12 protein-coding genes are annotated in these 13,043 nt (G+C 33.1%); 7 read left to right on the top strand and 5 right to left on the bottom strand.

The features are described from left to right. Positions 1 to 24: 24 nt before the first annotated feature. Positions 25 to 2,001 carry a urocanate hydratase gene (locus GQ47_RS19335; RefSeq protein ID WP_035651921.1) on the bottom strand — a complete coding sequence of 659 codons (1,977 nt, stop codon included), beginning with the start codon at positions 1,999 to 2,001 and terminating at the stop codon, positions 25 to 27. A gap of 343 nt (positions 2,002 to 2,344) precedes the next feature. After that, entirely contained in the window at positions 2,345 to 2,530 is a 186-nt protein-coding gene (locus tag GQ47_RS19340) for a DUF5522 domain-containing protein (RefSeq protein WP_035651923.1), read from the bottom strand. A gap of 113 nt (positions 2,531 to 2,643) precedes the next feature. On the opposite strand from GQ47_RS19340, the gene GQ47_RS19345 reads away from it, so the two are divergent. The 5 genes from GQ47_RS19345 to GQ47_RS19365 all read left to right on the top strand — a co-directional run bounded on the left by GQ47_RS19345 (position 2,644) and on the right by GQ47_RS19365 (position 8,752). Beyond that, a complete protein-coding gene (locus tag GQ47_RS19345) occupies positions 2,644 to 2,979 on the top strand; it encodes a hypothetical protein (RefSeq protein ID WP_035651925.1) in 336 nt (111 codons plus the stop codon). After that, the gene (locus GQ47_RS19350; RefSeq protein WP_035651928.1) at positions 2,976 to 3,884 is read left to right on the top strand and encodes a 1-aminocyclopropane-1-carboxylate deaminase/D-cysteine desulfhydrase; all 909 of its coding nucleotides are present in this window, start codon (positions 2,976 to 2,978) and stop codon (positions 3,882 to 3,884) included. The genes GQ47_RS19345 and GQ47_RS19350 overlap by 4 nt, the downstream gene beginning before the upstream one ends. Further along, complete coding sequence (locus GQ47_RS19355) at positions 3,877 to 4,776, top strand: glucosaminidase domain-containing protein (protein WP_035651931.1); 900 nt, start codon at positions 3,877 to 3,879, stop codon at positions 4,774 to 4,776. Before GQ47_RS19350 ends, GQ47_RS19355 begins: the two co-directional genes overlap by 8 nt. Before the next feature lie 52 nt (positions 4,777 to 4,828). Then, positions 4,829 to 6,115, top strand: a complete 1,287-nt coding sequence (hemL, locus tag GQ47_RS19360; protein WP_035651934.1) for a glutamate-1-semialdehyde 2,1-aminomutase — start codon at positions 4,829 to 4,831, stop codon at positions 6,113 to 6,115. Positions 6,116 to 6,283: 168 nt separating this feature from the next. Then, a complete protein-coding gene (locus GQ47_RS19365; protein WP_035651937.1) occupies positions 6,284 to 8,752 on the top strand; it encodes a zinc-dependent metalloprotease in 2,469 nt (822 codons plus the stop codon). 55 nt (positions 8,753 to 8,807) lie between these two features. On the opposite strand, the gene GQ47_RS19370 is transcribed toward GQ47_RS19365, so the two are convergent. Next, positions 8,808 to 9,248: a hypothetical protein gene (locus tag GQ47_RS19370; protein WP_035651939.1), complete on the bottom strand. Its 441-nt coding sequence runs from the start codon at positions 9,246 to 9,248 to the stop codon at positions 8,808 to 8,810. Between the two features lie 192 nt (positions 9,249 to 9,440). On the opposite strand from GQ47_RS19370, the gene GQ47_RS19375 reads away from it, so the two are divergent. Then, positions 9,441 to 10,466: a 2-hydroxyacid dehydrogenase gene (locus tag GQ47_RS19375; RefSeq protein WP_371199652.1), complete on the top strand. Its 1,026-nt coding sequence runs from the start codon at positions 9,441 to 9,443 to the stop codon at positions 10,464 to 10,466. Between the two features lie 67 nt (positions 10,467 to 10,533). Then, positions 10,534 to 11,130 (top strand): hypothetical protein, encoded by a 597-nt coding sequence (locus tag GQ47_RS19380; protein WP_035651942.1) that lies wholly within the window; start codon positions 10,534 to 10,536, stop codon positions 11,128 to 11,130. Between the two features lie 39 nt (positions 11,131 to 11,169). Here GQ47_RS19380 and GQ47_RS19385 read toward each other — a convergent pair whose 3' ends face one another. Then, positions 11,170 to 11,679, bottom strand: coding sequence for a hypothetical protein (locus GQ47_RS19385; protein WP_035651944.1), 510 nt, complete (start codon positions 11,677 to 11,679; stop codon positions 11,170 to 11,172). Beyond that, entirely contained in the window at positions 11,676 to 13,013 is a 1,338-nt protein-coding gene (locus GQ47_RS19390) for an AAA family ATPase (protein WP_035651946.1), read from the bottom strand. Before GQ47_RS19390 ends, GQ47_RS19385 begins: the two co-directional genes overlap by 4 nt. Positions 13,014 to 13,043: the final 30 nt, after the last annotated feature.

Below are 13,043 nucleotides of genomic sequence, written 5' to 3' on the forward strand. Positions count from 1 at the left end.
CTCTGTTTTATGAGTAACTTTTGTTTAAAGCAGACTTTCGTCAACAATATTAGGTAAAGTTACTTTTAGTAAAGGCTCAACTTGCATGGCTCTTTTTATGGCAAAAATAGCTTCGTCATTTCGAGCCCAGCTTCTTCTTGAAATTCCGTTGTTAACATCCCAAAAAAGCATTGATGCTAAACGTTTTGAAGCTTCTTTAGAACCATCAAGAACCATACCAAATCCACCATTTATAACCTCTCCCCAGCCAACTCCACCGCCATTGTGAATCGATACCCAGGTTGCTCCTCTAAAGCTGTCTCCAATTACGTTATGGATTGCCATATCGGCTGTAAAACGAGATCCATCGTAAATGTTTGAAGTCTCTCTGTAAGGTGAATCAGTTCCGGAAACATCATGATGGTCGCGTCCTAAAACAACTGCACCAATTTCGCCTTTTGCAATTGCCTGGTTGAATGCTTCAGCGATTTTAATTCTTCCTTCTGCATCAGCGTAAAGAATTCTAGCTTGAGAGCCTACGACAAGTTTGTTTTCCTGCGCACCTTTAATCCATTTAATATTATCCTGCATTTGTTGCTGAATTTCATTAGGAGAAGTTTTTGCCAATTCTTCTAAAACCTGACTTGCAATTGCATCCGTTTTTTGCAAATCTTCAGGTTTTCCGGAAGTACAAACCCAACGGAAAGGTCCAAAACCGTAATCAAAACACATTGGTCCCATAATATCCTGAACGTAGCTTGGATATCTGAAATCAATTTTATTTTCCGCCATAACATCTGCGCCAGCGCGCGATGCTTCTAATAAAAAGGCATTTCCGTAATCAAAAAAGTATGTTCCTTTTGCTGTGTGTTTGTTGATTGCCAACGCTTGTCTGCGAAGTGATTCCTGAACTTTTTCTTTAAATAAATCAGGATTATTTGCCATCATTTCATTGGCTTCTTCAAATGAAATTCCAACTGGATAATAACCTCCAGCCCAAGGATTATGAAGCGAAGTCTGATCTGAACCTAAATCAATTTTGATATTTTCTTTATCGAAACATTCCCAAACGTCAACTACGTTTCCTAAATAAGCAATTGAAACCGTTTCTTTATTGGCTTTCGCCAAAGTCACTCTCTGAACTAATTCTTCAGTTGAAGTTACAATTTCATTAATCCATCCTTGTTCGTGACGAATTTTAGTGATTTTCGGATTTACTTCGGCGCAGACCGTAATACAACCTGCAATATTTCCAGCTTTTGGCTGCGCGCCCGACATTCCACCCAATCCAGAAGTTACAAATAAACTTCCTTCAGGATTTTGTTTTATTTTTCTGAAACCGTTCAAAACCGTAATCGTAGTTCCGTGTACAATTCCTTGTGGGCCAATGTACATATAACTTCCGGCGGTCATTTGTCCGTATTGTGAAACTCCTAAAGCGTTCATTTTTTCCCAATCATCCGGCTTAGAGTAATTCGGGATAACCATTCCATTTGTTACGACAACTCTTGGCGCTTCTTTATGAGAAGGAAATAATCCCATCGGATGTCCGGAATACATCGTCAAAGTCTGTTCATCTGTCATTTCAGACAAATATTGCATCGTCAATAAATATTGTGCCCAGTTTTGAAAAACCGCTCCGTTTCCTCCATAAGTAATCAATTCATGTGGATGTTGTGCCACAGCATAATCCAGATTGTTTTGGATCATGTGCATGATCGCTTTCGCTTGCAAAGATTTTCCTGGATATTCGTCGATAGGACGCGCGTACATTCTGTATTCAGGACGAAGACGATACATATAAATTCGCCCGTATTTTTCTAATTCTTCTGAAAATTCAGGAATTAATTCGGCATGATGTTTTGGATCAAAATAACGCAAAGCATTTTTTAAAGCCAGTTTTTTTTCTTCTGCCGAAAGAATTTCTTTTCGTTTCGGAGCATGATTAATAGCAGGATCATACGCTGCCTTTTGAGGTAATATATTTGGAATTCCTTGTTGTATTTGTTCTTTGAAAGTCATTTTTTTTAAAGATTCTAAGATGCTGAGATTCTAAGCTACTAAGGTATTGTGCTTAGATTAACAACAGATTAATTTTTTGTTTTTTTAGATTTTGTCGTTCCACTGGTACTCAAATGTGACCAACATTTTATTGAGTGCAATTGGAAATTGGATTTTTTTTAAATTATCTAATTTTCAAATTGGCACATTTTCTAATTAAAAAAACTAGGGATAACGGATATCCGACCTATGATAAGACTTGTGGATTTTAATCCTGAATTTTCGTGAATGGATATCCATTTATAATTTTAGAGTTTAGATTATTGAATTATCTAATTGACACATTTTCAAATTGACTAATTATTTAATTAGCCCTCTTTCTGATTTCTCCTGTTCTTTTATCAAACCCGTAAGGACAATGACGGCAACCGCTTTTGCAGCAATAACCACGTTTTAAGTGGTGTTTTTCAGTAAAGCATTTGTAACCTTCGGGCGTATAGTAAAAATCTTCTCCTTCGATTAATTTATTTTCATTACTTTGCTCTTTCATAAATCTGCTTCGGGTTTTTGTTTCATTATTCAAAAATCAAAAATAAGTATTTGATTGAGATTTTAATGAAATCAAATAATTTTATAGCTACAAATTTATAAATTTTACAGCCAATGTTTCTGATTGTTGCCAAATATTTAATTCCGAAAGGATATCGCGGAATGGCTGTTTTTCCGTTTGTTTTGGTGAAATATGATTTTGATAAAACGAATGGCGTTTTTGTCAATCATGAAAAAATCCATTTAAGACAGCAATTAGAACTTTTAGTAATTCCGTTTTTTATCTGGTATTTTTTAGAATATCTAATTCGTTTAATTCAATATAAAAATGGGGCTTTAGCGTATCGCAATATCAGTTTTGAAAGAGAAGCTTACGCCAAAGAAAATGACTTAAAATATTTGAAAAACCGATCATTTTTTCAGTTTTTACATTACATCAAATTAAAATGAATTCAGTTTTTAATCAACATATTTCGATTGATTTTCCGAATGATATTTCGCTGATAATAAAACGGGAAGATCTCATTCATCCTTTTGTTTCGGGGAATAAATTCCGGAAATTAAAATACAATTTGCTTCAGGCGAAAGTCGAAAAAAAAGATACTTTACTGACTTTTGGAGGTGCATTTTCGAATCATATTGCAGCAGTAGCATTTGCGGGAAAAGAGCAAGGTTTTAAAACTATCGGAATTATTCGCGGAGATGAACTTTTTGATAAAATCGAAGGAAATCCAACGTTGAAATTCGCTCAGGAAAACGGAATGCAATTTGAATTTGTTTCAAGAGAAGAGTATCGTTTAAAAAGTGAAATTTCATTTTTAGAAAAGTTAAAAAATAAGTTTGGAGACTTTTATTTAGTTCCCGAAGGAGGTACAAATGAACTTGCAGTGAAAGGTTGCGAAGAGATTTTGACTGATGAAGATTCAGTTTTTGATTATGTTTGTTGCGCTGTAGGAACCGGTGGAACCATTTCAGGATTAATAAATAGTTCTAAGGAAAATCAGAAAATTTTAGGGTTTCCGGCGCTAAAAGGTGACTTTTTAAAGGATGAAATTCGTATTTTTGCAAAAAAAGATAACTGGGATTTAATTTCTGACTATCATTTTGGAGGTTATGGCAAAGTAAATTTGGAATTAATCGAATTTATAAATGCGTTTTTTGAACAAACAAAAGTGCCATTAGATCCAATTTATACAGGAAAGATGGTTTTTGGCGTTATAGATTTAATAGGCAAAAAATATTTTCCTGCACATTCAAAAATTTTACTCATTCACACCGGAGGATTACAGGGAATTGATGGAATGAATATAAAGTTGAAGCAGAAAAAATTACCAATACTCATAACCAATGATTAAAAAAATTATATTACTTCTCGTAATATTAGGCTTAGCAAGCTGCTCATCTAGCAAGCCTGCCATAGCGACGACTAAAAAAGCGGCAGCAGTTCAAGCCAGAACAGCTTCAGTTAAAAGAAGTAATCCTGCCAAGCCAATCGGTAAAAATTATCCTTCTACAAATAATACAACTGAAGTTATTCAATCGACTTCAAAAACAGTTGTAACCAGCGATTTAGTTAATTCTTATATTTTGCAGTATAAAGATATTGCAATGGGAAATATGCAAAAGTATGGTATTCCTGCCAGTATTATTTTGGCGCAGGGTATATTAGAATCGGGTGCGGGAAAAGGAGATTTGGCTGTCGATGCTAATAATCATTTCGGAATTAAATGTCATAAAGATTGGCTTGGAGAAAGTGTTCGCCATGATGACGATGCAGAACAAGAATGTTTCAGAAAATATAAAGAAGCTTCAGAATCGTATCGCGATCACGCTTTATTTTTAGTTGGGAAAAAGAGATATGAATCTTTGTTTACTTACGAAAAAGACGATTACAAAGCTTGGGCAAAAGGACTGAGAGCTTGTGGTTATGCAACAGATCCAAATTATCCGGACAAATTGATAAGCTATATTGAACGTTATAATTTGCATCAATATGATTGTCAGATTACAGGAAAAAATTATGTTGCAATTAATAAAACGGCTCCACCAAGAAAATCATCTTATGATGTGAATTCTGATCCAAAGATAAATTTAGACTCAAACGACCCGAATTTATACGAAGTTCAAAAAGGGGATACGCTATATTCAATTTCAAAAAAATTCAATTTATTGGTCGATGATTTAAAACAAAAAAACAATCTCACTGATAATGCGATTTCAATTGGACAGAGACTTAAAGTGAAGTAATTATGAATTGATAATTAATAATTAACAATTATCAAGAAATCTATAATAAAAAATGTTATATAAGAGAAGTAGTCAGCTTTTTGCTGAAGCAGAAAAAGTAATTCCGGGAGGAGTAAATTCACCAGTTAGAGCATTTAAAGCAGTTGGCGGAACTCCAATTTTTGTAAAAAGTGCCAAAGGTGCTTATTTGTATGATGAAGACGGAAATAAATTAATAGATTATATCAACTCTTGGGGACCAATGGTTTTAGGCCATGCTTATCAGCCAGTTGTTGATGCGGTAATCGAAAAAGCAAAACTAGGAACTTCGTTCGGAATGCCAACAGAATTGGAAACTGAAATCGCAGCTTTAGCCGTTTCTATGGTTCCGAATATTGATAAAATCAGATTCGTAAATTCAGGTACAGAAGCTTGTATGAGTGCGATTCGTTTGGCTCGTGGCTTTACAAAAAGAGATAAAATTATCAAATTTGCAGGCTGTTACCACGGACATTCTGATTCATTTTTGATTCAAGCCGGAAGTGGAGCCGTAACTTTTGGTTCGCCAAATAGTCCAGGCGTGACAGAAGGAACTGCGAAAGATACTTTATTGGCAAAATACAATGATTTAGAAAACGTAAAAACGTTAATCGAAGCGAATAAAGGCGAAATTGCAGCAATTATTATTGAAGCAGTTGCAGGAAATATGGGCTGTATTCCGCCTGCAAAAGGTTTCTTAGAAGGTTTAAGAGAATTGTGTACAGCAAACGGAATCTTATTGATTTTTGATGAAGTTATGACAGGTTTCCGTTTAGCGCGCGGAGGAGTTCAGGAATTGTATAATATCAATGCAGATATTGTAACTTTCGGAAAAGTAATTGGAGGAGGACTTCCGGTTGGAGCTTTTGCTGCACGTGAAGAAATCATGAATTATTTAGCGCCTCTTGGACCGGTTTATCAGGCAGGAACATTATCTGGAAATCCGCTTGCAATGGCAGCCGGGTATGCAATGTTGAAAGCGTTGGATAATGACCGCGAAATTTTTACGCGTTTAGAAGAAAAAACAGCTTATTTAGAAGCAGGAATCGACAAGGTTTTAAAAGCAAATAATGTTGTTTTTACCATCAATAGAGTAGGCTCTATGATTTCTGTTCACTTTGATGCAAATCCTGTAACCGATTTTCAAACTGCTGCAAAAGGAGATAATGAAACGTTCAAAAAATTCTTCCACGGATTGTTGCAGGAAGGCGTTTATATTGCGCCATCAGCATACGAAACTTGGTTTATTACCGATGCTTTGACTTATGAAGATTTAGATTTTACAATTAATGCAATCGACAAAGTTTCGAAAACATTTTAAATCAAATAAAAAATATTTCTCAAAGGTTCAGTTTTATCAGCTGAACCTTTTTTTATTATTATAATACTTATTTTGTAGTTAATAAAAAGTTAATGAAGATGTATTGTCTTGTGTTATTGTAATCAAAAATTATTTTTGTTTATCAAATAACCATAAAACCTGCAATAAATGAAGAAATTTTTCATTTTATCTACAATAGCGGCATTTGCGCTATTTCCAACAAACCAATTTGCCCAATCGAAAAAGAAAAAAGACGAAACTCAAACTGTTCCGCCTGAAAAGAAACCGGAATCAACAATTAAAGAATATAGCAAAGTAATTACAAAAGATGCTGTTTCTGATGAAGGACTTTTTACGGTTCACAAAGTGGATAAAAAATACTACTTCGAAATTCCGAATAAATATTTAGATAAAGATATGCTCTTGGTAAGCAGATTAGCAAAACTGCCTTCGAATTTAGGAGGAGGCTACGTAAATGCTGGATCTGAAACGAATGAGCAATTGATTGTTTGGCAACGTTTTCAAGATAAGATTCTGATCAAATCAAAATCATATAATTCAGTTGCAAATGATACTTTACCAATCAGCATTTCAGTTAAATCAAACAATTATGAGCCAACATTATTTGCTTTTGATATTGTAGCTTTCAGCAAAGATTCGGCTAATACTGTAATTGATGTAACCAAATTTTACAGTACAGATGTGAAAGCAATTAGTGGAATTTCGGCAGAAATGCGTGAAACGTACAAGGTAAAAGGATTGGATGATTCGAGAAGTTTTATTAATAAAATTAAAAGCTTTCCGATGAATATTGAAGTCATTCAGGATATGACTTACAATGCTTCAAAACCATCAATGTTGGAGGATACAGAGTCAATCAGTATTCAAATGAATCAATCGATGATTTTATTGCCAGAAGTACCAATGCAGCCTAGATTGGCAGATCCGCGAGTTGGCTTTTTCACCGTTAGTCAATACGATTATGGCAGCAATGAATTAAAATCAGATCTTAAAACCTATATCAGACGTTGGAGATTAGAACCAAAAGATCCGGAAGCTTATGCAAGAGGAGAATTGGTTGAACCAATAAAACCAATTGTTTATTATTTAGATCCTGCAACTCCTGAAAAATTGAAAAAATATATCAAACAAGGAATTGAGGAATGGCAAAAACCTTTTGAAACTGCTGGATTTAAAAATGCTATTATTGCAAAAGATGCACCAACAAAAGAAGAAGATCCAGATTTTAGTCCGGAAGATATTCGTTATTCTGTGATTCGTTACGTGGCAAGCACGACAAGAAATGCAGTTGGACCAAGCGTTTCTGACCCTAGAACAGGCGAAATTATCGAAAGTGATGTAATTTGGTATCATAATCATTTACGTTCATACAGAAACCGTTATTTGCTTGAAACAGGAGCAGCAAATCCATCGGCAAGAACTTTGCAGACAAGCGATGAAGAAATGGGCGAAATGATGCGAATGGTAATTGCACACGAAGTAGGTCACGCACTAGGATTTCCACACAATATGGGAGCAAGTTCATCATATGATTGTGAAAGTTACAGAAACGGAGCTTTCACACAGGAAAATGGTATTTCTCCAAGTATAATGGATTATGCGCGCTATAATTATATTGCGCAGCCTGGAGATCAAAATATTCGTTTTATTCGTAAAATGGGTGCTTATGATCATTATGCGCTTAATTGGGGTTACAGAGTAATTCCGAATGCGAAATCTCCTCAAGATGAAAAAGCAACTTTAGATAAATGGATTTTAGACAAAGCAGGAAATCCAATTTATAAATTCGGAAAGCAGAGCAGTACGTTTGATCCTTCTTCTCAAACAGAAGATATCGGAAATAATTCAATGAAAGCCAGTACATACGGAATGAAAAATCTGGAATATGTGGCAAATCATTTGAGTGAATGGACCAGTAAAGTGACAAATGATTATGAAGATTTAAGCGAATTATACAAAGAAATGTTAGATGTTTGGGGAAGATATGTCGGGCATGTTGTAACCAATGTTGGAGGTGTTTATGAAAACACAAAAAATCCAAATCAGATCGGAAATGTGTATGAAGTTGTTCCAAAAGCAAAACAAATTGAAGCAATGAACTGGCTTCAGGCAAATGCTTTTGCATCGCCAACTTGGATTGTCAATATCAATACATTAAAAAATACAGGATATGCAGGTTATACAGAGACTTTCAGAAATATTCAGGTTCGCCATTTGAACAATTTACTGAGTCTGCCTCGCATTGGAAGATTAATGGATAATGAAATTCTTGGCGCAGATACTTATAAAGCTTTGGATTTCTTCAAAGATCTTCGAAAAGGAATTTGGAAAGAAGCTGCTTCAGCAACGAATGTTACTATTTATCGCAGAAATTTGCAAAGAGCTTATATTGATAGAATGGGTGGCTTAATGACAGAGGAAATTAAACCAAATGATCGATCTGCAACCTATTATAATGCTGCACAATCTGATCTTAGGGCTTTGGTTAGAGGAGAATTAAATGCTTTGAAAAAATCACTTGTAACGGCAAAAGCGACAGCAGTAAATACAGAAACAAAATACCATTATGAGGATTGTATCAAACGAATTGATTTGATTTTAAATCCAATTAAATAATTATAATATAAAACAAAAAAGAGGCTTTTAAAGCCTCTTTTTTTATGAAAGTAAATTAGTTGCTCTCATCTTTGTATTCTCTCATTTTTTCTCTAGCCTTGTCTTTGTTTTCCTCCTGAATTTTTTTCCATTTAGTGTATTGGTCAGCATTCAGAATCGATTTCATTTTAGCGTCGTTTGCGTCTCTTTCAGCTAACATATCTTTTTTAAAGGTTTCTCTTTCGGCAGCAGTTAGTTTAGTTCCATTTTCTTTATTTGCCTGACGAGCTTCTCTTAGTTTTTCTGCTTTAGCGCTTCGGTCAGCCAAAAGCTGTTTTACCTGAGTTTGCTGATTAGCATCTAAGTTTAATTCAGAAGTTAATTTTTTCAGCTGTTTTTCATTACGCTGTTCAGGCGTCATTCTTTCTCTTTGGTCACGTGCTGGCTTTTGATCCATGTCTTGTGCAAAAGATGCTACTCCAACAAATAACATAGCGGCGATAAATAGTTTTTTCATGATTAAGTTTTTTTAATTGTTATATCGATTAGACTTCATCAAATTCATTAGGTTTAATTTTCTCTAATAGATTTGTATTTTATTTAACATATTGATTCGTAATTCATTAAAACGTTAACAAGAAGAGCAATAGTATCGAAATAATTGCTTATTTTTAAAGTATTAAGATGTTTATGAACGTAGAACATGATTATGATGAGCTCAAATACTCCTTTAAATAATAAAATAGCTTTTTTCTCAACCCAGCCTTATGATAAAGTTTTTTTTAATAAATACAACAGCGATTTTGGTTTTGAGCTGGATTATTTTGAAACACAGCTAAATCTTCAGACTGCTGTTTTAATTGAAAATGCCAGTATTGTCTGTGTTTTTGTAAATGATATTGTAAACGAAGCCGTAATCAAACAATTGGCCGAAAAAAACGTAAAAATTATTGCTTTGAGATGCGCTGGTTTTAACAATGTGGATTTAGAAGCGGCTAAAAAATACAACATAAAAGTATGTCGTGTTCCGGCTTATTCACCTCAGGCCGTAGCTGAACACGCAATGGCCATGATTTTGACCTTAAACAGAAAAACTCATAAAGCTTATAATAGAGTTCGGGAGCAAAACTTTTCATTAAACGGCTTGTTAGGTTTTGATTTGTTCGGAAAAACAATCGGAATTATTGGAACTGGAAATATCGGTAAAGCATTCGCTAAAATTGCGTTAGGTTTTGGCTGTAAAGTTTTGGCGTATGATATTGTCGAAAATGATGAAATGATTAAAGATGGAGTTTCGTTTGTTAGTTTAGAAGAGATTTTTAGATCAAGTGACATTATTTCGCTGCATTGTCCGTTAAACGATCAGACGAAGCACGTAATTAATAATACGTCGATTTCTTTTATGAAAGAAAGCGTTATGATAATTAATACAAGCCGCGGCGGATTAATTGAAACGTCATCTGTTATTGAAGGTTTAAAAGAAGGAAAGATTGGTTATTTAGGAATTGATGTTTACGAACAGGAAGAAAAACTGTTTTTCAGAGATTTATCAGCCGATATCATACAGGATGATGCCATTCAACGATTAATGAGCTTCCCGAATGTTTTGGTTACAGCGCATCAGGCATTTTTTACCAATGAAGCTTTGACACAAATTGCGTTAGTGACTTTTAATAATATAAAATCGCTATTGGAGAAAAATGATATTGAAAACAAAGCAGCACTGTTGGTTTAAATTGTCAAATATTTTTCGTAATTTAATTAGCTGTTAAGGAAAATGTAGATTTTAAAAATTTCAGATTATGAAAAGTAAAATTCTAATTTTAATCGGAATTCTGGCATTCTATTCCTGCCAAAATAAAAATGAATCAAAAAATATAATTAAAACTATTGTTCAGGATACTTTGTCAAAAACTGTTGGCGGAACAGCTAACTTAAGCGATGCGCCGTCAAGAGATGATAAAGCAGTTGAATTGATCAGAAAGCAGTTAAATATTTTGCTGGAGAAAGATTTGCCTGTCATGACAAAAGCAGACCGATTTTTTTATTATCAAGCTTTTGATTTAAACAATGATGATAAAAACGAATATTTTGTTGGCTTTTCAAACTCCTATTTCTGCGGAAGCGGTGGCTGTTCTGGTTATATTTTAAATAATGACGGAAGCCTAATAAATCGCTTTTCAGTAACCGATTATCCAATTCTTATAGCGAATACATCCACTGAAAATTTTTCTGATTTAATAATAGAAAGCAACGGCGAGTTTCATATTGTGAGAATGAAAGACGGGAAATACCCATCAAATCCATCAGTTCAGGAAATTTGGAAAGGTGTGACCCCAAAAGAAAGTACTAAGGTTTTGAATATTACAGATAAAAAAATGGAGAAGTATTCGTTTTAAGCTTTAAATATAAAAGGAGCCATTTAGCTCCTTTTTTTATTAATCAAATGAAATGTAATTTCCTTCGTGAAGATCTATTTGATATTTAACTTTGAATTCTTTTCTTTTTGATGACACGCTTGCTTGTGGTGCAATTCTTTTATGGTTGTCAAAACAAATTATAGCATTTTTACTTTCAACATTAATTGAGTCAATTTTCTTTAAATAAAATTTAATAGTGTTTTCTAATTGTGCAATACCTTTTTTTCGTCGAACTGATAAATTTTCGTCTGTTGCTTTTATTTCAGTAAAATAAATGCAATTATCATTAAGGATAACATAATCGCATTGCCCACCTTTAATGCTTTTCATAACACAATCATCATTTTGAATGAAGTTGTATGATGACTTTGTATTGTTTTGAATATGAAAATGATACTTTTCAGTAGCATCTACAAAAACACCTTTTTTTAATTTCGGATCTTCAAAAACAAATGCGTGTTTATTAGCAATGACGGTTATGCAATTTTCTTCGATTTGAGGAAATGCTTCTCGAAGTTTATTAATCATAAATCTAATAATTTATTAAATTCATCTGCAAAACTATCAGAAACTCCATCAATCATATTTTCAGAAATCTGTCCTAATTTATCATTCATAATCTTTTTCGCTTTTCCATTTTTCAATTCGTAAGCAATAAAGTTTTTAGGGTTTAACCAAGATTCTTTTTTTATAATTTTATTTACTTCTTTTGGATTTGTTTGTCCTTTATCATAAGCAAGTAATAAGTTGTTTATAGATGCTAAAACAAATGGACTATGAGTTGTAAGAATTAAATTTTTTCTGTCGAACAAACAATTTTTAACTAAGTATTTAATTAACTCATGTTGTGCCTTTGGATATAAATTTAATTCAGGCTCTTCTACCACAAAATTGAAATTGTATTTTTCTTTTAATGATTTCGAATATTCTACAAGTAATAAGATTGGTATTATAGATTGTAATCCTGATGCAGATTCTAACAAATCTATTTTCTCATTTTCATTGTGATAGATATATGAGGTTTGTCCTTCCCTCTTGTACTTGAATTTTTTATCGATAATAGCTAATGGTAGTTCTTTTACTGTTTGAACAGCTTTTTCGTATTCTTGCCCGCTATTTAATAGGTATTTTGGAATCTGGATATCATTGTTTATTAATCCTAATATATTGGTAGAGATAATTCCTAAAATATTTCTTTCTGTAGGTATATAGATTGAATCATATAAGAATATATTTGGAAAACAATTAATTAAGGTTTCGTAAAGCTGAAAATAACTCTCGGTTTCTTTTTCTTTGTTTAAAATATCTAAAATTTCATCTGCTAAATATCCTTTAAAAGACTTTCTGTTTTCTGGATTGTAATAATAGCTTATAAACTTAGTCTTCTGTTTCTTTTCTGGAAAAAGATTGAGAATTTTTGTTTCAAAATTTGGATCATAAGATTCACAATGCTCAATGCTCCAGTAAATTGATAATTTAAAAGCTATAATCGTTATATCTTTTGTAATAAAATGATCTTTAGGTTTTATTTCTTTGAAAAGCTCAATTGAATGAGGGGCTGTTTGCTTTTCAAATTTACTAGATGAAAATTTTAATGTAAATGGAAATACACTTTCGCTATTTTTATATTCAATAAAAGTGTTTTCATTTAAGTAGGAGTAAATATTGTATTTATGTAATTCTGTTTCAAAAGTTGCTTTTGAGCTCCTTCTAAAATCATCATCTTCAAATATTGAAATTAATTTAGCCAAAGTACTTTTTCCAGAAGCCTGTGCCCCAATAAAAGTTACCATTTCTCTAACTTCAATATTAATATCTTTTAGGGGTCCGAAATTTTTAACAATAAGTTTTGCTCTTTCCATGTTTTCAAAATTAAGGAAAATATTTATATA

This window comes from Flavobacterium sp. ASV13 (assembly GCF_000745775.1).
In the GTDB taxonomy this organism is placed as follows: domain Bacteria; phylum Bacteroidota; class Bacteroidia; order Flavobacteriales; family Flavobacteriaceae; genus Flavobacterium.

Bases quoted from the DNA above. Each gene is read 5' to 3' on its own strand.
- GQ47_RS19350 (WP_035651928.1), top strand. From the start codon at position 2,976: ATGAATTCAGTTTTTAATCAACATATTTCGATTGATTTTCCGAATGAT.
- GQ47_RS19355 (WP_035651931.1), top strand. From the start codon at position 3,877: ATGATTAAAAAAATTATATTACTTCTCGTAATATTAGGCTTAGCAAGC.
- GQ47_RS19390 (WP_035651946.1), bottom strand. From the start codon at position 13,013: ATGGAAAGAGCAAAACTTATTGTTAAAAATTTCGGACCCCTAAAAGAT.
- GQ47_RS19335 (WP_035651921.1), bottom strand. From the start codon at position 2,001: ATGACTTTCAAAGAACAAATACAACAAGGAATTCCAAATATATTACCT.
- GQ47_RS19380 (WP_035651942.1), top strand. From the start codon at position 10,534: ATGAAAAGTAAAATTCTAATTTTAATCGGAATTCTGGCATTCTATTCC.
- GQ47_RS19345 (WP_035651925.1), top strand. From the start codon at position 2,644: ATGTTTCTGATTGTTGCCAAATATTTAATTCCGAAAGGATATCGCGGA.
- GQ47_RS19375 (WP_371199652.1), top strand. From the start codon at position 9,441: ATGATGAGCTCAAATACTCCTTTAAATAATAAAATAGCTTTTTTCTCA.
- GQ47_RS19370 (WP_035651939.1), bottom strand. From the start codon at position 9,248: ATGAAAAAACTATTTATCGCCGCTATGTTATTTGTTGGAGTAGCATCT.
- GQ47_RS19365 (WP_035651937.1), top strand. From the start codon at position 6,284: ATGAAGAAATTTTTCATTTTATCTACAATAGCGGCATTTGCGCTATTT.
- GQ47_RS19385 (WP_035651944.1), bottom strand. From the start codon at position 11,679: ATGATTAATAAACTTCGAGAAGCATTTCCTCAAATCGAAGAAAATTGC.
- hemL (WP_035651934.1), top strand. From the start codon at position 4,829: ATGTTATATAAGAGAAGTAGTCAGCTTTTTGCTGAAGCAGAAAAAGTA.
- GQ47_RS19340 (WP_035651923.1), bottom strand. From the start codon at position 2,530: ATGAAAGAGCAAAGTAATGAAAATAAATTAATCGAAGGAGAAGATTTT.